This window comes from Pseudomonas iranensis (genome assembly GCF_014268585.2).
In the GTDB taxonomy this organism is placed as follows: Bacteria; Pseudomonadota; Gammaproteobacteria; order Pseudomonadales; family Pseudomonadaceae; genus Aquipseudomonas; species Aquipseudomonas iranensis.
This window is the reverse complement of the sequence record NZ_CP077092.1, coordinates 3,120,950-3,145,795: the sequence shown is the minus strand read 5'-3', so window position 1 is coordinate 3,145,795 and position 24,846 is coordinate 3,120,950. Positions and strand designations below refer to the sequence as shown.

21 protein-coding genes and 2 pseudogenes are annotated in these 24,846 nt (G+C 53.6%); 8 read left to right on the top strand and 15 right to left on the bottom strand.

The genetic code is table 11. The features are described 5' to 3' along the window. Positions 1–320: 320 nt before the first annotated feature. From HU724_RS14130 to HU724_RS14115, 4 genes are all read right to left on the bottom strand, one after another. Positions 321–4,262 carry a YobI family P-loop NTPase gene (locus HU724_RS14130; RefSeq protein WP_186566852.1) on the bottom strand — a complete coding sequence of 1,314 codons (3,942 nt, stop codon included), beginning with the start codon at positions 4,260–4,262 and terminating at the stop codon, positions 321–323. A gap of 521 nt (positions 4,263–4,783) precedes the next feature. Further along, positions 4,784–5,716 (bottom strand): hypothetical protein, encoded by a 933-nt coding sequence (locus tag HU724_RS14125; protein WP_186566854.1) that lies wholly within the window; start codon positions 5,714–5,716, stop codon positions 4,784–4,786. 376 nt (positions 5,717–6,092) lie between these two features. Further along, entirely contained in the window at positions 6,093–7,463 is a 1,371-nt protein-coding gene (locus HU724_RS14120; protein WP_186566856.1) for a hypothetical protein, read from the bottom strand. A gap of 79 nt (positions 7,464–7,542) precedes the next feature. After that, positions 7,543–7,911 (bottom strand): hypothetical protein, encoded by a 369-nt coding sequence (locus HU724_RS14115; RefSeq protein WP_186566858.1) that lies wholly within the window; start codon positions 7,909–7,911, stop codon positions 7,543–7,545. A 568-nt stretch (positions 7,912–8,479) separates the two neighbouring features. Here HU724_RS14115 and HU724_RS14110 point away from each other — a divergent pair. From HU724_RS14110 to HU724_RS14095, 4 genes and pseudogenes are all read left to right on the top strand, one after another. Beyond that, positions 8,480–8,881: a helix-turn-helix domain-containing protein gene (locus tag HU724_RS14110; RefSeq protein ID WP_186566860.1), complete on the top strand. Its 402-nt coding sequence runs from the start codon at positions 8,480–8,482 to the stop codon at positions 8,879–8,881. Between the two features lie 593 nt (positions 8,882–9,474). Next, positions 9,475–9,687: an autotransporter outer membrane beta-barrel domain-containing protein gene (locus HU724_RS14105; protein ID WP_186566862.1), complete on the top strand. Its 213-nt coding sequence runs from the start codon at positions 9,475–9,477 to the stop codon at positions 9,685–9,687. A 106-nt stretch (positions 9,688–9,793) separates the two neighbouring features. Beyond that, positions 9,794–10,002 (top strand): annotated as a pseudogene (locus HU724_RS14100) (hypothetical protein). Then, a pseudogene (locus HU724_RS14095) lies at positions 9,999–10,497 on the top strand (hypothetical protein). The pseudogenes HU724_RS14100 and HU724_RS14095 overlap by 4 nt, the downstream one beginning before the upstream one ends. Before the next feature lie 419 nt (positions 10,498–10,916). Here HU724_RS14095 and HU724_RS14090 read toward each other — a convergent pair. Together HU724_RS14090 and HU724_RS14085 are read right to left on the bottom strand one after the other, a co-directional pair. Then, the gene (locus HU724_RS14090) at positions 10,917–12,218 is read right to left on the bottom strand and encodes a beclin/Apg6 coiled-coil domain-containing protein (protein WP_186566864.1); all 1,302 of its coding nucleotides are present in this window, start codon (positions 12,216–12,218) and stop codon (positions 10,917–10,919) included. Positions 12,219–12,456: 238 nt separating this feature from the next. Continuing rightward, on the bottom strand, positions 12,457–12,648 hold the full coding sequence (locus tag HU724_RS14085; RefSeq protein ID WP_186566866.1) for a hypothetical protein: 192 nt from the start codon (positions 12,646–12,648) through the stop codon (positions 12,457–12,459). A 163-nt stretch (positions 12,649–12,811) separates the two neighbouring features. Here HU724_RS14085 and HU724_RS27960 point away from each other — a divergent pair, with 163 nt between their 5' ends. Next, complete coding sequence (locus tag HU724_RS27960; RefSeq protein ID WP_186566868.1) at positions 12,812–13,150, top strand: DUF7693 family protein; 339 nt, start codon at positions 12,812–12,814, stop codon at positions 13,148–13,150. Between the two features lie 167 nt (positions 13,151–13,317). Continuing rightward, the gene (locus tag HU724_RS27570) at positions 13,318–13,539 is read left to right on the top strand and encodes a hypothetical protein (protein ID WP_225927614.1); all 222 of its coding nucleotides are present in this window, start codon (positions 13,318–13,320) and stop codon (positions 13,537–13,539) included. Here HU724_RS27570 and HU724_RS14075 read toward each other — a convergent pair. After that, positions 13,527–13,916, bottom strand: coding sequence for a VOC family protein (locus tag HU724_RS14075; RefSeq protein ID WP_186566870.1), 390 nt, complete (start codon positions 13,914–13,916; stop codon positions 13,527–13,529). The genes HU724_RS27570 and HU724_RS14075 overlap by 13 nt on opposite strands. A gap of 1,099 nt (positions 13,917–15,015) precedes the next feature. On the opposite strand from HU724_RS14075, the gene HU724_RS14070 reads away from it, so the two are divergent. Further along, positions 15,016–16,005 (top strand): MBL fold metallo-hydrolase, encoded by a 990-nt coding sequence (locus tag HU724_RS14070; RefSeq protein ID WP_186566872.1) that lies wholly within the window; start codon positions 15,016–15,018, stop codon positions 16,003–16,005. 320 nt (positions 16,006–16,325) lie between these two features. Further along, positions 16,326–17,318, top strand: a complete 993-nt coding sequence (locus tag HU724_RS14065; protein WP_186566874.1) for a zinc-dependent alcohol dehydrogenase family protein — start codon at positions 16,326–16,328, stop codon at positions 17,316–17,318. 110 nt (positions 17,319–17,428) lie between these two features. On the opposite strand, the gene HU724_RS14060 is transcribed toward HU724_RS14065, so the two are convergent. The 8 genes from HU724_RS14060 to HU724_RS14025 all read right to left on the bottom strand — a co-directional run bounded on the left by HU724_RS14060 (position 17,429) and on the right by HU724_RS14025 (position 24,828). Next, positions 17,429–18,334: an N-acyl homoserine lactonase family protein gene (locus tag HU724_RS14060; RefSeq protein ID WP_186566876.1), complete on the bottom strand. Its 906-nt coding sequence runs from the start codon at positions 18,332–18,334 to the stop codon at positions 17,429–17,431. A 13-nt stretch (positions 18,335–18,347) separates the two neighbouring features. Beyond that, positions 18,348–18,830, bottom strand: a complete 483-nt coding sequence (locus HU724_RS14055; RefSeq protein ID WP_186566878.1) for a hypothetical protein — start codon at positions 18,828–18,830, stop codon at positions 18,348–18,350. 43 nt (positions 18,831–18,873) lie between these two features. After that, positions 18,874–19,182 (bottom strand): DUF1330 domain-containing protein, encoded by a 309-nt coding sequence (locus HU724_RS14050; RefSeq protein ID WP_186566880.1) that lies wholly within the window; start codon positions 19,180–19,182, stop codon positions 18,874–18,876. 16 nt (positions 19,183–19,198) lie between these two features. Beyond that, on the bottom strand, positions 19,199–19,921 hold the full coding sequence (locus HU724_RS14045; RefSeq protein ID WP_186566882.1) for an ABC transporter ATP-binding protein: 723 nt from the start codon (positions 19,919–19,921) through the stop codon (positions 19,199–19,201). Then, the gene (locus tag HU724_RS14040) at positions 19,914–21,911 is read right to left on the bottom strand and encodes a branched-chain amino acid ABC transporter ATP-binding protein/permease (protein ID WP_186566884.1); all 1,998 of its coding nucleotides are present in this window, start codon (positions 21,909–21,911) and stop codon (positions 19,914–19,916) included. Before HU724_RS14040 ends, HU724_RS14045 begins: the two co-directional genes overlap by 8 nt. A 2-nt stretch (positions 21,912–21,913) precedes the next feature. Then, on the bottom strand, positions 21,914–22,789 hold the full coding sequence (locus HU724_RS14035) for a branched-chain amino acid ABC transporter permease (protein WP_186566886.1): 876 nt from the start codon (positions 22,787–22,789) through the stop codon (positions 21,914–21,916). A 68-nt stretch (positions 22,790–22,857) separates the two neighbouring features. Continuing rightward, a complete protein-coding gene (locus HU724_RS14030; RefSeq protein ID WP_202883379.1) occupies positions 22,858–24,036 on the bottom strand; it encodes an ABC transporter substrate-binding protein in 1,179 nt (392 codons plus the stop codon). A 45-nt stretch (positions 24,037–24,081) separates the two neighbouring features. Next, positions 24,082–24,828 carry an SDR family NAD(P)-dependent oxidoreductase gene (locus tag HU724_RS14025; protein WP_186566889.1) on the bottom strand — a complete coding sequence of 249 codons (747 nt, stop codon included), beginning with the start codon at positions 24,826–24,828 and terminating at the stop codon, positions 24,082–24,084. Between the last annotated feature and the right edge of the window lie 18 nt (positions 24,829–24,846).

Sequence of the window (24,846 nt, the reverse complement as noted above, 5' to 3'; positions counted from 1 at the left end):
AAGACGTACCCTTGTGCTGGTCAATGCACTAGCCCATGCAAATGACCAGCTTTTTACAGCTGGTAATCGATGGCAGCTGATAGAAATGGCCGGCCTTAAGACGAAGGCATTAGATTTCTGTCGCCGATCGCTTGTGAGCTTCTGCTTCGTTAGCCCCACACGACCGTAGCTGGAACTCAGGGTCTAAAGGCATAAGCCTCGCAAACGATCCTCGCTCACTCTCCAGACATTTCAATGAACGCCTGGACGAGCGGCTTAGAAATCGTGAACCCAGGCGACGCTGTATGGTGGTCGCTAAGCTGCTACCTTCAACGGTCAGGCTAGAGCCATCCGTTCTCAGATGTCATGGATGAAGGCCTGGTAGTTGCGATGATGACGTCGTCCTCTGGTGTCACCGTTGCCAGGTACCCCTCAGATTTCATCGCGCCAACCAACCTCTGGTTTGACTCAGTGTTTCTTATCTTGATCTTCTTGACCTTCGAACTCACGGTTTTAAAGTCCTCATCGTCGAGCAACGCCAGAGCTGCTGAAACGTCCGGCCACTTCATCCCTGGAAGACACTGTGTCAGCATTTCAGAGCGATGCTCCGGGGTGAGGCTTGCGTTGCGAACCAGATGTCGCAGCACAGGCGTCAGCGAATCAGCAAACTTTTCGCCAGCTTGGTTGGCTAGCGTAGATACACGGCCGAGCTCAGGAACCGCTTCGGGTTTGCTTTCAATCGTCTCCAAGCTAAGCCCTGACCACATCTGAATTTTCTGTGTGAGTGGTAACGCTTTGCTTCTGCTCAGCGTGAGCATCGAGTCGAGTTGGAGCGAGCCGATATCGATCTCTGCCTTCGCTAGATCCCACCGCTCAGCCAGGTAGTGGCCTTCGAGGTGTGGGCAAGTACTCAATACGATGTCCCTGACCTCAGAGCTGTATGGAAGGAATGATGAGGTCACCAGCATGACCCAGCGCCCCGCAGGTAAGACCGCTTTGATCATTGATAGATCTTGGAGCACGACTCCATCGAGCAATACCTTGAGCACGTCATTACTGATGTTGATGGAGTTCAGAAGATACTGCTGCAGCGTCCAATCTGCGCTTGTTGACTGCCACAGCTTGCTCTTGAGAGACGATGCGTTCCGCGCGATGAAGCCCGTGAATAGCGTTGCGGATTCCGCTCCACTTTCATCACCCGAATCGTGGCCGTCTCGTGCAATGATTTTGTCGTAATAAATCCATACAGCCTCTGCTTTGGCAGCCAGACGATCAGACTCAAGTGCCTTTCCCCACAGGTGCTTCGGGGCATCAGTGAGTGCCTGTAGGTCGCATGTCGTATGATCAAAGAGTCTGTCTGCCAGGTCATCATTCGAATCCAGCTCTGCCAGTAAGCTCGCCAATGATTCGCTTGATTCATCCAGGACAGCAGACTGATCCAGAAGCGCTTTGGCGAGCTCATCGGCGTGAGATAGCAGATAATCACCGAGCCCATTGATGCCCAAAGCCTGCAGTCTACGCAGAGACACGATGCCCACATCTGCAGGATCAGATTTGGCCTCTTTAGAATCCCGTCCAGCTTCTGACTTCGCGCATATCAGCGATAGCATTGGCAGATTGATCTTGATGCAGCGCCAGTCGATCAGCCTCTCGAGGTCTGCGAGACTCATCATATGGCCCAGTGAGGCAAACTGGACTGGGTAAGCCCTCAGCCACGCCCAAGCTCCCACATTGCTCTCTAATCCTGGCATCAGTCGTGAGGCATCTTCCAGCCAATCGATCGTAGGAATCAGATCCGTTGAAGCGTCATCGGCCAGGGTCTTGAAGTCGGATTCTGGCAGGTTGCCGGCGATTACTTTGACGAGGGACTGACGGGCCTCGCTTCCTTCAAACACGCCGCCAGCGTCCCCCGTGTCCCTAGCGTCGAAAAGGCTCTGAAACAGTTTGGGTTCGAGGCGGTACACGGCGCGAATAAATTCAGCCGCTTCTGTTCGGTTCAAAAGTTCGCGTACAGCGACGGCCATCCGTTCGGGGTGTTCGTTGAGGCCGCTCTTAAGTATGTGGCTTAGCTGGGCATCTGCTGAGTTAGTTGCGAACGAGGTTGGTCGGACGCTGAGACAGGCGATCAAATCGACGATGATCCCCCTGCCCTCGTCGAGTTCGTCGCTCTTAAGCTTCTCCAGCACGGTATTCGGACTGTCGACAGGCGTGGATACCTCAGGCAGCACGCCACGTCTCAGCGAAAGGATCAGGTCTTTGTCGCCAGGTGTCAGCGAACCTTGATAGAAATAACCGAGGTAGTCCGTGTAGTCGGCGTCGAGGAAACCCTGCAGCATCAGATAGCTCACGACGTTCAAGCCCGGAAGTTTGTTTCTTACGACCTCCCCATAGCCTTTTTTGACGGCGGTATTGAAGGACATCCGGATGACCAGATCCGATTGCCTCTGCACCGCTGCGATTTCGTCCGCAATTGTGCTAAGTCGCCGCCCAAGTAAGGCATGGCGTCGCTCATAGGATGTTGCGTTGAGCAGCTCTGCCTTCGAGACATCTTGAGATGAGTTTCTCCCCCCATATTGATCGACGATGATCATTGAGACGGCCCCGGCATGATTCATTAATAGGTCGAACACCTCGTCGGTCACGAACTGCTGTGCCGTGTACCGGGTACCATTGATTAAGACATGGGTTGCGATGTCGAATTTGGTCAATCGCAGAAGCGTGAACCAAACGTAGGCCCTCAATTCACTGACATTGTTTGCCAGTTCGAAGACCCGCTCATCTCGCTCACGCCGCAAGTCGTCAAGTCGCTTGGCATTGGCGCTGTTCTGCAGGGTTTTCCAGGCATCGAGGCCCTTGATGACCCCATAGATCGCCCCCCGCCGTTTGACCAGGTCGGCGTACGCGCCGGGATGCAGATTGCGAATGGCGACAATCGCAAACAGCTTGTTTGGCTCAAGGCGTAGGCTGCTGGCAAGGATATCGGAGAACATATCGAATTCATTGACGATATTTTTAACCAGCCGAAGGTCGTCGATGTAGTAGCAGACTGTCTCAACCAATCGACGCTCGAGATGTTCGCCCAAGGGTTTCGATTTGAAGGTTCGATGGTTCAGCAACTCCATCATCTTTTCTTGGGAGTTTTCCGAATTGATCACTGGGATCACTGGAACGATGAGGTCAAAAAATTTCGTCTTTTCGCCAACGACGAACATTTCATCGCGTAGCGCATAGACGAAATAGACAGGTCTTCTCACCTGAGGTGATTGCTTGATGATGAAATTGATTTCTCGCAATCGGGTGAACACGTCATGGATGCCGAACCGGTCGAGATCCTCAATGATCACCACGTCAATGCTGCTGCGCTCAAAGCAGTAAATGATCTCATCGATATTTTTATGCAGGACGGAGCCATGGTGGGTGGTCTCCAGTTTGCCGCCTTTGAGAGTCAACCCATCGATACTAAACAGCGAACCCAGCCTCAGACACGTGTGTAGCAGGTGTATGCACCCTAACGCGGCGATCCCGACGGCTAGCGGGCTCGGGATCAACAGCAGCCATTCCATGAGCCAAGTCGGTTCGATCTTTGGCAGCTTTTCTGCCACAGGAACGTAAAGTCTGAGTGCTGCCAAAATGAGGGCGCCATAGCAGAGCGTTTTCCACCATATCTTCGGGCCGGAAGCCTGATCGATTCTCTTAAGGCGGGTCTTGGGAAGCGTCTTTGCTGGGACGGCGTACAGGAGCTGCTGGACGATCGTCTCCTCGATCCGAGCAACCAGATCGGATTCAGCTTTGTTTGCCTCGGATTTAGATTCCTGCCCTGCCTTGGTGGAGGATTCGGAGGGCCGCGAAGAATCCGAGGCCACGTCGGTATCGCTAACAAGCTCAGTCGCCCCGGAGATTTCGTTATCCTTGCCGAAGGTAGCCAACGAAACAAACGCGTAGACAAACTCTGGGTGGCGGTGGACGAAGGTGCGAAGCACGCTGCTCTTCCCTGCCCCGTACTCCCCCGTAATAGCGATGTTCCTGACTTGATCATTCCTCAGACCGTTCAATAACTCACGCTCATACCGCTGTATCTTCTCAGGCTCAATGAGCACAGGGGTTAGCGGCTGGAACATATTTTCATGAGTAGGCGTGGCCAAGAACGCATATGCGGCCTTGTAAGCAGCGACGACCGCGCATGGGTATCGCTTCAGGGCGGCCAGCTGGCGGCGAGTCTCGTTGTTCCAGACGGTATAGGCATGTACTGCCCGGTGATAAATGGCGCGCAAGCGAATGAACATCCTTGTCTCCAAGCAGGCTGGCGGCTACCAGGCATTCATCTGCCGAAGACTGAATGATCGATCTTGGTTCTGAGCGGGAAGGTGAACTTCCGGTGAGCCTGATACGAGGGCGGAGATGATAGCTCACGGCCATCTTCGCCTGCGAACCCTTTTTCAACCAGGTAAGAGCTAGGCGCTAGCTTACCTCTGCACGATCCGCATGCATGACCAAGCCGCGAGAGGATTAATCAGGCTGAGAAGAACGTTATTTGGGCCGGCCTAGCCGGTGCTGCCGGATCGAGAATCTTGGGAGCTTGGACGATGTGTGCATACAGAGTGTCGGTAAGCCGTTACCCGCTTTCCGCCGAGTCCGGCATGACGGGCATCGTCAGCTGGCGCTGTAAGTCTTTCAGAAACGCGCAGCGTTCGGTGAGGCTCCTGCGAATTGGATTGAAGTAGGCGAAGGCCTCTCGCTGATTTAAGCATTTACCCGTCGGGTGCCGCCCTTGCCAATGGTTAGGAGCTGCCATCTCTACGGAAGCTCAGCTCCTCAACGGCCCCAAGTCAATCGCCAGGCAGCGAAGGTCAGTAACCTGTGCAACCATGGTGTCGCTGGCCTCGTGATAGGTGAAGGTGCCCAGGAAATAGAACGTGAAGTACCTTACCAGCCGTGCCTGATCGAGAAGTTCATTCACATAGCGCCTCGATCGGTGCTGAGTCATGACCTCATCAGAGACCTGGAGAGATGCATCTTTGTCCACAACCTTGTCATAGAAGTTGAATACGAAGCCGGCCCCTTCCCGCGGCTCAATCCGCCCACCGCCGTTGTAGACGTATCCTGCAGTGTCAGGCCTGGCCCAAGCCACCTTCTTGAAGTACGAACGCAACGGTATCTCACCACGCCCTGTCACGTTGATCGTTACCTCGGGAAAGAGGTCTTTCAAGGCTTCGCGTGTGTCGTGGTAGTAATCCACTAGCTCACGCAAGTCACCGCTTCGGTGCTTCCGATCGGATCGGGTGCCTTCTGCGCCTCCACCGCCCCGTCGACGAATAGCTCCTGCCTCGTCCTCGTCGCCTGGTGCTGCTCGAGGTGGACGTACTACGGGTCGTTCTGGCTGTGTCGGGGGAACAAAGATATCGATTACCGAAGTGAGTTGGCGTTTTGCCAAGCGTGTGCGGGTCTGTAACTCCGTCTCTCCGGGCAACGGCGCATCGCTACCTTCGTCCTCATCTGGCAGCATCCACTCGCAGTCCGCATGATGGACATAATGCTCGTTGTCTTTGTAATGCGGAGATTGAACGCGCGCTTTGTCGGTCGGGTGGATGTAGTAATTGACGGCTGTGATTTTAGGCACCACTTTGAGTGCCCTGCATTCCGGTGATGAGCACTGGAACAAAAAACGACTACGTGGCTGGTTTTGGTTGAAATAGGCCTGATGTGCACCGCCAATAGTTAATTCTTTGCCCAGCTCCACACAGTATGCTCGAGTGATCCTTCGCTTCGTTCGCATCGGCAGTCTCAACGCAAAAACTCGAGATTAACGCGCTTAACGCCGAGCGCCAAGGCCTGAGCTAGAGCCGTTAGCTAAGACCTTAGTCGAATAAAGTGTCAACGGGCAAGTGACGTCGGCCCAGGGCGTGACGGGGGCACGATGCCATTGTAGTCAGTATTGGAGGTGGTAAGGCCTGCCTCCTCCATGTAGTACCGAACGATATTCTCCGTTTTGCAATTCCTATTAGGCCATAGGATTTGCGTTCGCAGTCCCCCGCTCTTCCAAACCGATCAGCCGCTCAAGCGACTGCTAAACAATCCGGCCGGGATGGCGGAACGCTCAGTCTGCTTACCGACAACTACTCAAGTTCTTCATCGACCTCTGGTTGCGGCTGAGTCCAGCCGCGGCTGATGAAGAAGCTGAAAACATTCGTAAATTGGGAATATGCATTTTTGCGAACAGTTTCCTGGAAAAAACTGTCCTTTGCTTGATTACTTGGCAAATCATGGGGCTCCGCGTCTCGAAGAAGCCCCAACACAAGGCCCTCAGTGGCGGCAGCATTCCAGCATTGGCTGTTGCCCATGAGTGTCGCCAGGAGAAGGTCAAGCTGTGGGCTGGCCAGTCTTCCGGAGAATGGTGCAAGCAGACTGCGGAAACGGATCTCTGACCCTCTGAAACTTCCTGAATCGCCGTAGCTCGAGACAGCCCGATCCCACAGTTCTGGAATCGGCGATGCGCTGATCGCCTGCTCAAGATGAGCTTCACTCATCTCTCGGATCACGCTCAGCAGCCCTTCTCGCAAGGCAGGTACTGAAACGCCAGCGAGAGTCCTATAATCAGGCGCATTCGCAGTGTCAAAATTCGCGGCAGTTTCAACGAGAGCGGTTTGGGTTGCAGGTTCCAGATGTGACCAAAACGCGGGGAACAACGCCAGCAGGGAGATTGCCCGAGGGCGTGATGCAGGCTCAGCGTTGTCAATGAGCCTCAGGATCGCCGTGCAGATGTCTGGCCAAGCGTCAGGGGCCCTATTGCGCAAAGCCACCAAGGTATGGGCAATTTTTTGCTGGTGCGTCTCCCATTCTGGAGGAGTTCCTTTCAACAATGATTTGCCCAAAACTGTGCCGAAATTTTGCACATTCTGCGTCTTTATGCGTTTCAAATATCGTTGATCTACATATTCATGGATCTGATCAGGGGATGTCGGAAACCCAGCTGACTGGACATCCAGGCTGTAAATGTCATAGATCGCTTTTCCTTGGCGCGGCTCACGCGACAGCACGCAATCGATGACATTGACAATGTGAAGCCTAACCAGCTCCGGTGACGGTTCGAAGAGCTCAGCTTCGGCAGAGAATGCAGGGTGTGCGCACAAGTGCCTATCTAGTCGCAAACGGTGCAAATGACGCTTGGCGATCGGGTCAAGAACCTGCGTCGTGTCCGTAGCATGGTCAAGAATTTCACCTTCCAAGGTCAACAATTTAGGAATATTGTCAGCTGCCGTCGCCGCGTCCCATTGCCTGATGAATTGAGCAGCAGCTGCATCCCCTTGAGCGCTGATCTCACGATATTTGGCGATCAAATCGTAGGCTAATGCAACCCAAAGTGAAGTGAGTGATCCCCGTAGAGCCCCGGCTTTGTAGGCTTTGACTGCATCGAGAAAGTAACGCTTGGAAGCGGGATTTCGAATTTTTGTGACAAGGATGTCTAAATCTACGAAGCCAATATCCATATGTACGCATGCCCTGCCATATTGAAAGATAAACGCTAAGGGTCACCCAAGTTTCCTCGAGTCAAAATGGGACTGTCGGCTATCGGCTGTCAACGACACGCTCCCCAGAGAGGAAAACGAATTGGTTGTGCTTCGCGATTATCCCAGGGCTATAAAGCCGCAACCATTGAACGATCGGATAATGGCGGGCTCCACTGCAGAATGCTTGTTCTGCAGATACGGGAGGTCTCCTGAGCGCAAGGAGGTCGGTTTCAGAGAATGAGTGCAACACGGGGCTATTGGAGGTTTGCTGATGCTGCTCCATCATCATTTTTATTGGGTATTTAGGATCTAAGCGCTCGCGTAGCCAGATAATCAGTTCATAGGCAATGGCGTCCAGTTGCTCCAGACCATGGGCAGACAGGCCTTTCCCCCTTGCGCTAGCCATCTCCACGAAGATCGCCATCATCAAGTAGGCCGCGAAGCCTGCTGAACCTCATTTTTTTAAAAATTTGGCGTCTTTGTTTGTATCCAAAGCGTAAGCGCAGCCAAAGGCTGCGAAGAAGGCGATTCCCCCTCAGCCCCTGCGAGGCGATCCAGACGCGAGCCTGGCAACGAGGCCAAATCTGGAAACCGTCAGCAGCAAAAACCGAACCGGCAAAACCGGGTGTGAACCTTGCAGGTCACCTGCCGCTGCAAGCCACTCGCTTTTTTCTTGTCCTCAAATATAGAACTCCGTCTCGCGAAAAAAATTTCAAGGGGGCATGCAGGTAAATAAATAAAATACAGCGAAAACCTCCAAGACCATGGACAGATTTAGTGAAAAGCACTGACTTTGTAGGACGCTGGATGCGAGCGCATCCCCTGCAAAGGGGGGTATCGAGATGTCAGGGATGAGCATCTGCTGTATCCAGAATGATCCCTAAGGTTAGTAGGCGAGCTCAGTGCCTGTGGTACTCTCTAACGCTCTATGTAGGGTCTTTCCGCTGCAAAAGATGTGCGTGGGCCCTTCCACCTCTCCTTGGCCAGGAGCATCAATGTCGCTCAAAACAGGATTCGCCACTGTACTGAAAGCTATCCGGACTAGCCGCGGGCTCACCCATAAGAACATGTCGGGTGCTAGCAGCCGTGGCTACATGCTGAAGCTGGAACATGGGCTTTCAAGCCCTACCGTCGACAAGCTGATAGCCATCAGTGATGCGATGGGGTTGAGCCCCCTCACACTGTTCACTCTGACGCTTAGCGTGGAGAGCGGCCAATCTGTTGATGCGCTCGTACAGCGACTCAAAGCTGACGTCGCAGATTTGGAAGCCAATGGGGCGCTTCAAGGCTTTGGGATCTCATCACTCCCAGATATCCGTGCGATACGGGTCACTTCTCCCCGCCGGCGGGAGGTTGCTTGCCCTTCCTCGCAAGCCGAGCTGTGCTTCGCGGAGTAGGTGATTCTGGGACTGCTCTGGTGTCAAAGTCCGAGATCAATCGAAAGAAGAGCGTCCCGAAACTCAGCTGGCGCGAGATCATCATCCACAAGGCGCTTGAGTACGTGATAGATAACCTGAGACCGTAGCTGCTGCCGGACATGGATGTAACTGCTATCCGTGCGCGGCACATTAGTGCTCGGAAGGACGGTCTCAAGCACAGAAAATGCCTCCGCTCCGACATCCTGTTTGTAGACGCGGGTCAAGCTATCCAAGCCGGGCTTTCGGCGGTAGTTTGTCACTGCATCACTCACTATCGACGTAAGACACGCGCGATAATGCCGAATAGCGCATAGCCAAACCTGCGCCTCCTGTTCAACCCTCAATACCCTGCCCTCACGGCCTACTCACTGCGCGCAATATTCCGTTAAAGCGTGCCAGAACACCAGGCCAAGGAGCGGTTTCGGAACCTTCAATGCACATTCAACTGGATCTGAACCATAACGACCGCGACGCATTGCTACGGCACTGCCAGCATTTTGTTCCAAGTAGCGAGGACGCGCACTAGGACGCCCGCCTCGCTGATGCCTTGGAAACTCTAGCCGCTGCGCTTGATGACGCCACCCATCCCAAAACCGAGTTCTCATCAGCGAATGGCGCTGCCGTTCGAATCCGACATCGGTGGGAGTTGGTGGGAAGCCAATCTGGGCGTCGATTACCAAGCCGACAAGAAGGTGACCTTCTTCGTGTCGGCGGGCTACCAGAAGTCCTTCGATGGCGACAACCACAGCTATGAAGGGATGCTGGGGGTGAAATACGACTTCTGATTTAAACTGTTTCACTTCGTGGCGTCGTAGGCCCACACAAACGAGAGTTCGGGAGCGCTGGACGGCGCTCATTGAACTCAAATGATTCCACGGATGGGAGAAGCAAATGGCAGGCGAATACTCGTTGTCTGACGTGCTAGAAAGGATGTATCAGAATCAGCTCGCCCTAGAGGCGGCGCTGATGGAGTTAACGCTCCATGTCGAAGCCCAAGGGAACGCTGAAGTTGGGGACAACGTTCGCGGCGCGCTGTGGGCGATTGGTGAGAATGCTGGCACATCAAGCGGGGTTTAGCCCGGCTTAAAAAGCTCCCATGAGTCAGCCGCTCTTCGATTTTGATCTCAAACGCGTTTCGCTTGAGCATTACATAACTGGCAAAGCCGCTATCAATTTTCCGCACGTTGAGAGTACAACGGATGGATGGCATTTCCTTCCATATTTTGATAGGGAATCCGGCGTGGCCAAGTGTGTCGTTGGCAGGTATCCATTATCCTGACCCCACCGCCTACTTTAGTGAACTTGGCATTATCGACGTGACCGATGAGCTAGCGGAGCGCGGCTGGTCTGTTGAAGAACGGGGCCTTTTCATGGCGGATCACTACATGGCTGCTGCGGATATGGTCGTGAGATGTGCGCTTAGCGAGTCCATTTATTGCAGCGTCGTGCTTAATAATTGGTATCACTCACAAGCCGAAAGACTGCGACTGCTTGAGACTCTAGATACAGCGACGTCACAGCTTCCCAGGGTTGGCCGATGGCAAAAAGTGGAAGCGTGGCTGCGTACGCAGACCTTCAGGGAGGATAGCCGCTAGCCTGGATGGAGAACGGTGCCAGTGCTGAGTGGTGCATCGGCTCCAAGGGTCTCAGGTCGCTGGATTTTCGACGATTTCAATCGATCTGCTGAGCTCGTACTGCATGCGATTGAAAACCCGGTCTAGAGTCGGATGCGGCGCGCCGAGCGCGCGGGCGTCCATCCCGCACGCCTGCGCGCTCCGCTTACCAAGGCTCGGGCGCATTAATCGGACACCGACATGCTGAATGCGTTGGGATGTCAGAAGCTGGGGAGGCGCCACACCTAAACATTCCCGCTAGAAAAGCCTTGGGAACTGAATGACTTTGCCAGGAAAAGCGCTGGTAGCACATCCAAGCGTCACGATTTGAGCCCAATTGCATTCTTCAGCACTCGGATTTTAACAACACGCGCACTCACTCATTGTGATGGCTGGGCGTTCTAATCGCCGCCCTGAAGCAGTGGTGGTTTCCAGTCAGCGAAGTGTTTTAACGCATCAAGGTCGCCGATCAATTCCTTCGCGTTGGCCAGCCGCTCCATGACAGCCTCTCTCGCCACATCATCGAGGCACTGCGCTGATTTTTCGATATCGGCGAAGAATGCGCGAACACTATTCACCTTTGCCCACGTCTGGATTGCGGCTTCGAGCTGCTCACGGCTGTCCTGTATAACCTTGAGGTGCTGTCTCTCCTCCTCCTTTCTTTTCCATTCCGCCATTTGCAGTTGGTGCTTTTGCCGTTCGAGTTCGGCTTTCTCCCGTTCGAGCTTCACTTTCTCGGCAAGCCCTGGAGCTTCAGCGATCAGAAGCTTCACGATGCTCGGGATTTTATTGATCAGATCGCCAGGCTTGTCTTCCTTCCAGCGCTGAACCCACTCCGCCCGGTAGTAGGGAGAATAAACCTGAAGGCACAGTCGACCGCTGGGCATGTCGGCACGCATTACCCATTCGTTTCGATACGGGGCAACGCGTTTTCTCTCTGGACGTGAATCCAGCCGGACTAATCTTTTGTCTACGCTTTTGACTTCAACGTATTCGCTGATTTCGTAAATGGACAAACCAAAAACGACGCTTCCAACATGAACCACAGTTGGACGTTGAGGCTGCCAAAGCGAGGGATAGACATATCTCGATGAAGGGTTGTCCCTATGATCAACTGGTTCGCGGCTCATGCGCTCGGCAGGATCGGTGAAGGTAACGGTGAGGCCTTTTTTCATAAACGCTAGAAACAACTGGTTTGCGAAGTTGACTGCATGAGCGAGCCCACTGCGGCTCACTATCAAATCCGCCATCGCACGTTTGGTAGGCCTATCGTAGCCGTTCTCGCTTTCCCGCACTTTTTTGAAGTGGTCTTCAATGCTTAGTAAAAGTGGGTGCCTTCGGGGTTGCGCGTCTGCATTTCGCGGCGCCGTACGATTCACCCTCTTTTGTTTGATCGCTGACGGTCGCTGAACCTGAAGCGGTGCTTCATTTCGGTTCCACACCGTGGGTTCGCCAGGTTGAGCATCAGGCAAGACTGGGCGAGCCTTAGCTTTTCCTACCGCGACTTGCGCCCAGTAGCCAACAGGCGGCCTGGGAATATTCAGGCTGACGAAGACCTTCGTGAGATAGCTGGAGGAGACTCCGAATCGCGAGCTAATTTTGGTCATTGGAGTCGACCAAGCCAGATCGAAAAGCGAGTCTCTCGTCACCACTTCGTCCGACATATCACCCGCTGAGTTCTGAGCGTTAGCTGAGCCTTCCATAGGGATCACTTTCCAACGTTTGAAGAACAAATGATCGTAGCTAATCCGTTGCGACTACACAGCTGGTTACCTACTTCCGACGGATAGACGATGTGATATGAAGCGTCGATCTTAAAGGAAATGGTGGCGCTCCGATTAGCCCGGCCTTGTGCCCTAGGATGCCGTCCCAAATATGAACCTACAGACGGAACAGCCGTAAACGAATCGTTGCTAACCGTCTGTGGTTTGCCGCGATACCTCATCCAGCAATGATCGGCGTCTCAATGAATCGATCAGCCGACTCCATGTAAGTGGCCAGGTCGACGATCTGTCGAAGGACAATGACTACCTCAAGCTTGTGTGCATCGTCGGGCAGCCCTATCCGTTTTAGCATTGCTTTTGCGTCTTCTTCGATCGCCGCTAGCGCATCGATATCGCTCTGCAACCTCATGTCGGCCTCCTGCCATTGTGAGATCAGAGATACATACCCCACTTCTTTAAATCACACCAGCCGGTACAAGCACTGCTTTGAGGAAGGGTAACGGTGCCGGCTACCTGCGTCATGGCTCCCAGTGTACCTTTGAAGAAACGACCAAAACCCGCTGGTTTCTTTTATGGTTTCAAACTACTGCACTGACGAATCTATGCCTGTACTCACAGCAAGGGATGTTTGCCAGGTACTGCGCGATGCAGTCTTCGGGCGACGAGTGATGATTATGCTAAGCGCTCAGACTTGGGATGAGCTCTATGCCGGAATGTTCATGGTAAAGATCGAAGGGTGGAGCATTACGGTCTTCAACGATTGTGATGAGCTCGACTACTGTGAAGGGTGCATAAGCCCAGATGGCCGGCGTTGGTCGTTCGATTCAGGAGACAGGTTCGGCACAGATCCTATTGCGCTGCTGTCTGTATGGGGACATCAAACGCTTGAGAAGCAACTGAAGGAGCGCTGAAGACCAGAGCCAATAGCGAGCAAGCATTTTCGACGTACTCACTGCGGTTGAGACCATAGGTCGTGCCAGAACCGATGGGCCATCCCCTTGCGGATAGATTCAGGCAGAGATCGAGCAGGCGCTAGATCAGCTACGATTTACGCACCAGATCATCAAGGAAGATACCGATGCCGGATAGCTCTATAGCGAACGTAGCCACAGCAGACGCCCTCACGCTGCTGCTACACAACCAACACGCAATATGCGCAGCCATTGAAGAGGTGACAAAGTGGCTGCTTGATAACGGAGCGGAGAATCTGGCCGCTAACGCAATCGGGGCAATGGAGACGCTGGACAAGAATGCTCAAGCCATTACAGATGCCATAATGCGTCTCCGTCATTCTTCCTGAACAAGGTTTTCAGAGATCTCGATCAGATTTAGATCGGGGTCACGAACGTAAATCGAACGTATGGGCCCGGTGGCCCCGGTGCGCGGTACAGGCCCATCTTTGATCGGCCAACCTTGTTTGCCGAAATGTGCGATCACTTCCTCCAGAGGCTCGCTGGCGATGAAACAGAGATCCAATGACCCAGAAACAGGAAGGTGTGCTTTCGGCTCAATCTCATGACCTCGAACATGAACGTTTATTTTTTGTTCGCCGAAGTGGAAAGCGATCCGCCCCTCGCCGAAGGTCTCCACACGCATACCCATAATTCGCGTGTAGAAATCCTTGCATGCCTCAACGTCGATAGTTGTCAGTACGAGATGGTCTAGATGGTCGATCATCGCACCCTCCTTTCTGTTAGGTGGAGGCTGCTCACTCAAGGTGTGAACATGCCCAGAGGAATATAAAGATGCAGGCGTTTGCCTGCTCGCAGGATTTAGTTAGGCGCTCACGGCAGATCGATTGCTAGCTGGGCTAATGCTGCCCACTAAATCAACCAGTCAATATGAGCCTCATGTCGTACCACATCAGTCAAAGCATGTGCACTAGATTCTTGGGGAGGACATCGCCACTTCCCCTGCCAGAGCCAATGCCTCATACCCTCTTCTCCGACGGTCATAAACGTAACAAATCATGGAGCGATTTGGTCGTGGAGAATAGAGTGTGCCCTCACCAAAAAAATTGATTTCATTTGTCTTCAATTAAACCTTCTCGACCTACGCCACCTTCGCCCCCTGCCCAGACTTATGCAATACCCGCCTCCTCAATCCTACCGGCAATGTTGACCGGCGCCGGGCTAATCAAGGAGCGCACTCCCTTGATGCTTCAACGGCGTATTCGAGAATCGGGGTAGACCCGAATGAACAACTACAACGCTGACTTAGCACCAAGGGCCGTGGACTACCAAACCTGGGTGACCCTCCTCCTCGGTCGCATGAGGGTCTGCAAGCAACCGACGGCTCCGCGCTCCGTGCAGGCGCCTCACGACTCCATGTTGTTAAGCTTGAATGCGCTTCAACACATCTCCTGCCTGAAAAAAGCTTTCGACCCCCGCCAACCAAATAGTAAGGTACCCCACGATAATTTCTCTCATCCATTCAGCCCTGGGGTGGAGGAGCATTATTCGAGATCGATGAGCAGCTCCGAGCTTTTAACGCGCGGTAACCAAACGCTCCCTGTGCTTCGGCTTCGTGGCGTGGTTGGGGCTAAGGAAGATGGCAGGCTATCTGTTCTTTTGCCCTGCTCTAGACCGGGGTTTTGCAATGTGAGGGCACATTTCGAAAACTATATGACTATTGGTCTAAGGGGAAAATGCACAAAATCTTACAAACATATTGGTAACAATCACGCGCCTAATCTGTTTCAAAAGCGGAGATAGATCAAATAATTTCTTACGCCTAATATCGCTCCAGGCAAAACGCCCAACATTGGAGCTTAGTAATGAATCTTTTGAAAAACTCTTTTAAGTCATTAGCCATGATTGGTTTGATCGGCTCTATGGGCTTAACCGCTACAATCGCTTACGCTGCACCACAAAACATCTACGAACAAGCAGCCGGGTATTATCGCCAAGCAGTAGGGGATGCTGTTGTTACAGCTGTATATGATGGATACATAGATCTAAACCCTCAGCATCTTTCAGGCATGTCCCAAGCGGATATTCATAAGCGTATCTTTGATGAATATCAAAAAGCTTCCCCAATGGTGCAGACCGCGGTAAATGCCTTCTTGGTAAAGATCGGCGATCAACTCGTTCTCATCGATTCAGGTTCTTCAGATTGCTTCGGCCCGACTATGGGCCGCATGGTAGATAATATTCGCGCGGCGGGATTCGCTCCGGAAGAAGTCAATGCAGTGCTGCTCACTCACATGCATCCTGATCACGCCTGCGGTGTGACTCTTCCCGACGGCAAAGCTGCCTTCCCGAATGCGACGGTATGGGCAGCCAAAGGTGATGCCGATTACTGGCTCGATGTGAATCAAGAAAAAAGCTTGCCCGTCGACCAACGCCCTTTCTTCAAAATGGCCCGGGATGCTATGGCGCCATATTTGGCAACCGGGCGCTTCAAGACTTTTGAAGACGGTGCTTCTATCGTGCCCGGCGTAGAGGCCCTATCATCTCATGGCCATACTCCGGGTCATACCTCTTATCTGGTGAGCTCAGCGGGGAAAAAGATGTTGGTTTGGGGTGATATCGTGCACGTCCACTCGGTTCAACTTGCTCATCCCGAGGTCACTATTGCAGTTGATGTGGATCCGAAAGCTGCCATCGCCTCGCGTCAGCGATTGTTAGCAAAAGCCGTTGACGGACGGTGGCTTGTAGCAGCTGCCCACCTCCCGTTCCCTGGCCTGGGTCACGTACGCAAGGAAGCCGAAGGCTACAGCTGGATCCCTGCGGAATACCGTAACCCAATCAATTCTGAAAAGTGATTCAAGCACCGAGCCCTGTAAGGGCTCGGTTTTGTTTAGTTGAAACATGATCGGCGCCCCAACCCAGCTAATACAGGAAGGGCTGAAGGCCATAGGGGGCGCATCCTCCGGGGCGCCCTCGCTACTTCGTCAGTGAAGATAGCTGCATACCGCGCAGGGATTCAAAAACCCTTGCTCGAACTGTCCAAGCTGGGAGCTTATCTAATTGTTGCCAATGCAATACCAATCTATGACCCTTTCGACTATCTATCCACAGCGAACCATTTGTTAGGATTTCCCAGTCGAGTTAACTAATTCACCTCAACCTTAACGAGGCTACCATGACTAAAGCTGTCCGCTTCCATCGTACCGGCGACGCAGACGTTCTGCAGATTGATGAAGTCGTCGTAAACCCGCCTGCTACGGGCGAAGTCCAGATCGAAGTTAAAGCTCTGGGCCTGAACCGTGCTGAAATCATGTACCGCACCGGTCAATACGTGATTGACCCTGTCTATCCAGCACAGCTTGGCTACGAAGCCGCTGGCATTATCCGGGCGGTGGGCGATGGCGTGACCGATTTCGCTGTAGGCGATATCGTGAGCGTAGTCCCCGCGTTCTCGTTCGCCGATTACGGTATGTACGGCGAAGTTGTAAATGCTCCAGTCCACGCGGTGGTGAAACACCCCACCAACCTGTCGTTTGAAGAAGCCGCTGCCAGTTGGATGATGTTCGTCACCGCTTATGGCGCTCTGGTCGAATACGGCAACTTGCAAGCCGGTGATACCGTGTTGGTTCCTGCTGCATCAAGCAGTGTCGGTCTTGCAGCGATTCAAATTGCCAATATGCTCGGCGCGACTCCAATCGCCCTCACCCGTACCAACGCGAAGCGTCAAGCACTTCTCGATGCCGGCGCCAAGCACGTGATTGCCACCCAAGAGCAGGACGTTGTTGCCGAGATCGCACGAATCACCGAAGGCAAGGGCGCTCAAATCGCCTTCGATCCGGTGGGTGGGCCAGAGGCTACCAAGCTTATCCAGTCGCTCGCACCCCAAGGCTTCTTCTTCCAATACGGAGCACTGGATCACCGCGACATTCCAGTACCGGTGTTCGAGATTTTGGGCAAGCATTTGACCATTCGTGGTTATGAGCTGTTCGAGATTACTACTGACGCTGAAAAATTGGCTCGCGCTAAAGCGTTCGTTAACCAAGGTCTGGCTGAAGGCAAACTGAAGCCTGTCATCGACAAGGTCTTCCCGTTCTCGCAGATTTCTGATGCTCATCGCCACATGGAATCCAACGCTCAGATCGGCAAAATCGTAGTTTCCGTCGGTTGATTTTTTGCCTGACTCACTTTTGATTGCGTCAGCAAAGTAGTCCCTCCTTCTACGCTGCTGATTGGCATAGCCATCGTTGTCCTCAGGGACAACGATGGTTTTTTCGTTGCTCAGCAGACTCTGGAGAAATCATCATCCGCTAGGCTAACTTCAATAAGCTGAAGCCCAGCTTCTGTGATTCGACTTGGGAACACTTGAGGCAGTAATTGTTCGTGCACTGGGATCAAGCGCTTGATCTGGTATCCCACATGCTTGAGCATCTCATCAGAGCTGTGGATCAGGTTGACCATACTCCCCATCGCAAGCCCTACTGGCCTAAGCCTCAAGTCGCCTTCCACTTCCCCGCCTACTATCTTTGGATCATCAAGAAGGTTTTTGTAGGAGTACACCAGGTCTCCTGCGAGAACCCAAACGTTCTGGCTGTCACGCGCAAGGTCATTACGGACTTTGACCCACATGCAGCCATCCGTATGCGTATTGAAGGCTGTATGAACGTCAATACCCGGCAGAAGGTCTTCAACCTCTCCTTTGAGACACACCAATCGCCCCTGTCTAGCCAGGTCGGCCACGCGCAGCACATCCGACGGATCGGTGCCCAGCATCGCCCACTGCATGTGCGCAGGTTGTGCCATGGCCGATATCCAGTTCGAAATCTCCCGTTCTTGTATATAGAACTTCGCATTAGGGAAAGCTTGGATGTTGCCCATGTGATCAAAATGAGCGTGCGTGAGGATCACGACGTCAATGTCTTCAGGCGTCAGGTCACACTCGGCCAATACCGCATGAGGTGGCTGCCAATTGATGACTCCAAATTTATCAGCCAGAAAGCCGCCATACTCAGCGTGGTTGTAACCCACATCAACCATGATGTTATGGCCCTGCCCCTGGATCAGTACATAGGCATAGGGAAGCTTACGGATGCCCTCGTTGTGAGCGCCATAAATCACGGCGCTTTCTGGGCAGTTCAACGCGAAGGCATACTCCAGCACGCGGATCGAATAGGCATTTTTTGTCATTGTTATATCCTTGTCAGTGAGCACAGCAGGCACAGCATCCCTCGAATTGAACCGGCTGCAGACCCGACCATGGGTCAGAAGCGCATTTCAAGAGGCTGAGGATTTCGGAGAGCTCTCTGTGCCAGTGACAGGTCACAGCGGGTTCAGCGCCTACGGATACCTGAGCTTCCAACGTGCGCGCGAGCCCGTTCAATTTCACCGCACTCGACACCATGTGCCGAAGGTGATCGACACCAAGTTTGGGTGGTTTTATCCGCATGAGCGTTGCCTTGACTTCCTCTGCCTGTTCGCTCAACGAGCGCGGCATGTTCATGAGAACTTCCAGGCGCGTTTCACCGTCAGACAAGATCAGCATGCCGCTGATCTGACCTGCCAGCCGAATTAAATGGTCATAGGTCGGCTTGATGCACGCTACGTAGCAAAACCAATCATCCCCTTTGGCCGCTGACACAGCTGACCAGCTGGTCAGCGTGTGCCGTTGAGTTAGAGCAGACATGATGATCCTCCTCGGAAAAGGGGCCAACGCACCCACTTGACCATTACGAAGCGCTATACCCATTGAGCATGTATAGATGCGTATCGGCAGAGCGGAATCGATAGTCGATCACCGCTTGATAATCTTCCGAGTAATAGAACTCGTTTGCCTTCTCAGGGCTCTCGAACTCCACGAGCACCACACGCTCGACTACCCTATCCCCTTCAAGCACCCTTGGTTCACCACCGGCGATCGCGAATGTGGCACCCCACTTCTGGAGCACAGGTGTGACCTTTTCCATATATTCCCCATAAAATACTTCTGGATTCGTCACCTTGAGTTCTGCGTAGATGTAACCTTTGCCGTTGCTCATCGCGTGTCTCTCGTAGTTAATGAGTGCCGCCTAAGTAAGCCGCTTTCACGGCGGGATCGTTCTTCATTTTCGAAGCCAGGCCATGGATATTGATGCGGCCGTTCTCAAGCACATACGCATAATCACTGACCTCCAAAGCGGCAGCCGCAAACTGTTCGACCAAGAGCATGGTCACACCAGTCGACTTGAGCCGTTGAATGATGTTGAACACTTCTTCAACAAGAATGGGAGCCAGGCCCATTGAGGGTTCATCCATCAGGATGACATCAGGGTTAAGCATGATTGCCCGGGCCATGGCGAGCATTTGCTGCTCACCTCCGGAAAGCGTTCCAGCCTGCTGGTTTCTGCGCTCCTGCAGACGAGGAAAGAGCTCAAGGGCGCGATCAAGGTCGCCCCTGATGTCTCCCTTCGGCCGGCTCCTGATGAACCTTGGAAACGCACCCAACGTTATGTTGTCGACGACGGATAGCGTAGGGAAAATTTTCCGTCCTTCGGGTGAGTGAGCAAGACCGAGCCTGGCGATTTTATGCGAAGGCAGCCCAGCGACGTTTTTGCCATCCAGAAGGACTTCCCCATCACTGGGGCTAATCATTCCCGAAAGAGCTCGCATCGTGGTGGTCTTACCGGCTCCATTTGAGCCGATCAGGCTAACAACCGTGCCCTTTTTGACCTCAAAGTCGATGCCGTGAAGCACTTGGACGCTTCCGTACCCGGCAATCAGATTCTTGACCTTAAGCATGCTTTGCACCTCCAGCAACGAAGCTGTTCGTTTCGCCATCCGGCGTCGCTGCTTTGACGATTTCTTCTTCTGGCTTTACGCCCAGGTAAGCCTCGACAACTCGTGGATCGTTCTGCACATCAAGTGGCAAACCCTCTGCGATTTTCTGGCCGAAGTCGAAGACTGTGACGCGGTCGCAAATCCGCATCACCATGTCCATGTGGTGTTCAATCAATACGATGGTCACGCCGCGATCCCGGATTTTTTGAATGATTCGAATCAGGTCTTCGATATCAGGTGCGGTAAGTCCTGCAGCAGGTTCATCCAGAAGCAACAAGGCCGGGTTGAGAGCGAGTGCACGCCCTATTTCAAGGATGCGCTGCTTGCCATAAGGCAGGTTCCTCGCCTCCTCATGACCAAGATGATCCAAGCCAATAAAGCGAAGAATGCTCCAAGCCTTCTCCCGCGCCGCACCTTCCTCTGCTCGGTAGCCGGGCAGCCCCAGCGCTACCGATGGCAGGCGGCTGGCAAAGCTATGGTTGAACGCCACCAGGACGTTTTCGAGGACAGACATTTCGCCGAACAGCTGCACGTTTTGGAATGTTCTAGAGACACCGCTCATTGCTATTTTGGAGGGTGTCGAGTCTTGGATGGCTTTGCCTGCAAACTGAACCGTTCCTTCAGTTGCTCGGTAAATGCCCGTGATGACGTTCATCATGGTGCTTTTGCCTGAGCCGTTCGGGCCAATCAACCCATGGATAGTTCGGCGCTCGATATCCAGATCGATTCCGTTTAGCGCCTTCAGCCCGCCAAATTGCATGACAACGCCACGAGCCTGCAGAGCCGGGCCTTGGTTGGCGGTGACCTGACCGCCCAGGAAAGCTTCAACTGATGGTGCAGAGGCGCCCGCTATGCTTTCGCTACGAGCCTTGGCCGGTGGCGTTAGCGTCTTGACCAAGCCAACTACGCCCATTGGCAGGTAATAGATCACACCCAACATCATCAAACCGAAGATTGTCAGGCGGTGCTCGGTCACATCTTCAATGCGCAAGACTGCCCACACCACTGCGGCCGCCACTGCCACCGCAGCCACGCCATACTTCGGAGAGATTTTGCTTTTTGCCAGCGAATACACGACTGTCGCCACGGTCACGATAGCGATACCGATAGCGAGCGTTCTGACTGTTGCCAAATCCGAGAGCCAGTTGGGAAGCATGACTACGATCGCTGCGCCAACTATGGCCCCGATCCTGCTCTTTTTACCGCCCAAAACCAGGGCGAGCAGGAACAGCACGTTGAGCTCGAACCCGAACGAGTTCGGTGCGATGTACTCTTCTGAGTAGCTGAACAACGCACCAGCAAGGCCCGCAAAGGCGGCGCTCAGAACGAAGGCCAGCACTTTGTAGCGGTATACGTTGACGCCCATGCAATCTGCTGCAATCGGACTGCCGCGCAGCGCTTCAAAAGCTCGACCAATATGCGAGCGCAGAATTCGAGACACAACGACTAGCGCTGCGATCAAAGCGACAAGCACTACATAATAGAACTCTACAGCGGTAAGCCTGGTACCGAAAATCTCAGGTTTGAGGACTTGCAGGCCCTGAGGGCCTTTGGTCAAGAATTCCATCTCATTGGTGAGGATCTGGATGATAGTGGAGAAAGCCAATGTCACCATCGCCAGGTACGGGCCTGTCACCTTGAGGGCCGGAAATGCCAATAGACCACCAAAGATCGCCGTAACACCTATTGCGAGCGGGATTGCTGCGTATACCGGCCAACCAAGGCTGGTGGCAGCAATACCGCAACTGTAGGCGCCCACAGCGAACAGGCCGGCATGGCCGAGAGAAACTTCGCCGGTATACCCGACCAGGATATCCATCCCAAATAGCAAAATTGCGTAGATACCAATGACGACAATCAGGTGCAGGTAATACGGGTTATGGAACACCTGTGGCAGCAACGCACCGGCCATAAGCAACAGAACCAGAGAGAGGATTGAGGTCTTCTTCATGGTTACACCTTCTTGATCACGGCTTTGCCGAAAATGCCTGCGGGCTTGATCATCAACACGACCAGCAACAGGATGAGACCGGGGACATCTTTGTAACCGGTGGAGAGGAAGAAGCCTGTCGCTGTCTCAGACAAACCCAGGATGATCCCGCCCACGATCACCCCGACACCGGAAGTCAACCCACCGATGATTGCTACTGCGAACGCTTTAAGTCCCAAAGCCACGCCCATACTGGCGCCAGTCAGCGTCAAGGGGGCGACCAGAATGCCTGCAAAGGCCGCAGTCATTGACGACAGTGCGTAGGAGAACGTGATGACGCTACCAGTGTTGATACCCATCAGACCTGCGGCATCACGATCCGAGCTTGTCGCAACCACTGCTTTGCCCAGGATCGTTTTGCGATTGAAAAACTCGACCGCGGCCATGATTAATAGCGCACCTGCTACCACAATCAGCTCCATCGGCATTACAAACGCCGATCCGATTTGGATGGGCATTTCTGACACCGGTGATGGGAATTTGAGATCGTCCTTGCCCCATATGTTCTCAGCGACGTTCTTGAAAATGATGGCCAAGGCAATCGTTGCCAAAATCCACCCAAACTCGGATTTGATTTTGAGCGCCGGCCGTACCGCGACACGCTCCACAAAAACACCTTGCGCAGCACCAAAAAGCATTACCAGCGGAATGGCTGCCCAATACCCAACGTATGGAACTATCGTCAAGCCGACCAGCGCCCCCAGTGCCAGAGCTTCTCCTTGGCCGAAGTTAAGAGTCGATGACGTCGAGAACGTCAGTTGGTAGCCAAAGGCAATCACAGCGTAAATCATGCCTACGGAAACCCCGCTAAGCAGGACTTGAAGTAGCATTCCGTCCATCTTTCACCTCTTCAGCGCGCAGGGCGCCGTGGCGCTCAGATGTCTGGGCGCCTGATTGTGGGAAATGATTAGTTCGCTTGAATCTTGCCGCGGTCTGCGTCGTAGGCGAAGACCACTTGGCCGTTCTTGATCTCACCCATGATGGCTACGTTCGTGGTTTTGAACGCCTCATGGTCAGTTTTGGAAAACGGCTTGTTGTAAGTCATGACTAGCCCTTCAACCGGGGCCTGAAGATCCTCAAGAGCTTCCTTGATCTTGGTGCCATCGGTGGATTTGGCCTGTTCGATTGCGGCGGCCAACAGATAAATGGAGTCATAGCCTTGGGCTGCCCACACGGGGCCAGGGATCCGCGTGACACCATAGGCCTGCTCGAACTTCTTGATGAAGGCTTCGCGCTTGCCAGCGGCCCCTTCGAGAATGAAGGTCTGAGGCATACGGACAGCTTCAGCGTTCGCGCCAGCGTTTTCCGCAAAGTTAGGCATGGAGAGCGTCCAACTACCGATCATGGGAACCTTCCAGCCAAGCTTGGCCATGCCATTGGCAATTTGAGCGAGTTCAGGCCCTACGCCATAGGTCAGGATGACCTGAGCCCCTTTCATTCGAGCTCTAAGCAACTGCGGCGTCATGTCCACATCTTTGATATTGAATTTCTCCACGGCGACAGGACTGATGCCCCGTTCTTTGAGTACACCCTCCAGGTCGGCTCGACCGAGTTGGCCATAGTTCGTGGAGTCAGCAAGGATTGCGACCTTTTCGAAATGCCGATTGTCGATTGACTCCTTCACGATCATTTCAGCTTGAAGTCGATCTGGAAGCGAAACGCGGAACACATAGCTGTCAGGCAGGAACGCCTTGGTCACGTCTGAGCCCGATGGGCCCGGGGTGATGATCGGAATTTTTGCTTCTTGGTAGAAACGCTGACTGGCTAGCATGACGCCGGTGTTAATGACGCCGACAGCCGCCACGATTTGATTCTTGTAAATCAGCTCCTGGGCTACCTGAATGCCGCGCTCATTTTTCGCTTCGTCATCACGCTCTACCAACTCCAATGGACGGCCCATGACACCGCCCTTTTCATTGATTTCCTTGACCGCAATTCGCATGGCATCACGCATGGAGACGCCCATTGGAGCGGAGCCTCCCGTATACGGGCCAGGCACGCCGATCTTGATTGGTTCGTCGGCAAAGGCGGCGCAGGCTGTTACAAGTGTTAAAGCTGCGGCAACATGGCTGATGAGTCGTTTCATTTTCATTCTCCGTTGTTCTTGTTCTGGATGATCTGAAACATGGAGCTAGTGAATGTGCAGGCCTCCATTCACATCCAGCACGACACCGGTGACGTAGCTGGAAAGATCAGATGCGAGATAGAGACAAGCTTTGGCTACGTCGTCAGGACACCCAATGCGTCCCAATGGTGTGGCTAACAGGGTTTTTTCGCGGTTGTCGCTAGATAGCCGGCCCGCGATGAGGTCTGTCTCAATCAGGCCGGGCGCTACCGCGTTCACTCGGATTTGATCAGGCGCCAGTTCCCGGGCCAGGGCCTTGGCGAGGGCTTGGACAGCCCCCTTTGCCGCTGAGTAATGGGCTCCGCCCATAACGCCGCCACCGCGTTGCGCGGAAACGGAACTCATGCAAACAATCGCGCTGCTTTTCTGGGCCCGCATACTCGGGACGACGGCCTTAGCCATGTTCAGCGAGCCCCGCAGGCTCACGTCCAGAACCAGGTCGTAGCCTTGATCATCAATATCCAATACTTTCCGGGGTTGGCTGACCCCTGCATTGTTGATAAGGATATCGATCCCACCGAACTGGGCGAGCGCTGTCGCCACTGCTGCCTGGCAGCAAGCGAAATCACGAATGTCATAATTCAACGCCAGCGCAGGCGTCGGCAGTGCAGCGACACGCTCGGTATCGTATGGAGCTATATCGACCAAGACCACATTTGCCCCCTCCTCGGAAAAACGCTGGGCTATCGCCCAGCCAATTCCGTTGAGGGAAGCACCGCCCGTTACAATTGCGACTTTACCTTGCAAGTACATGGCAACCTCCAACTCTGA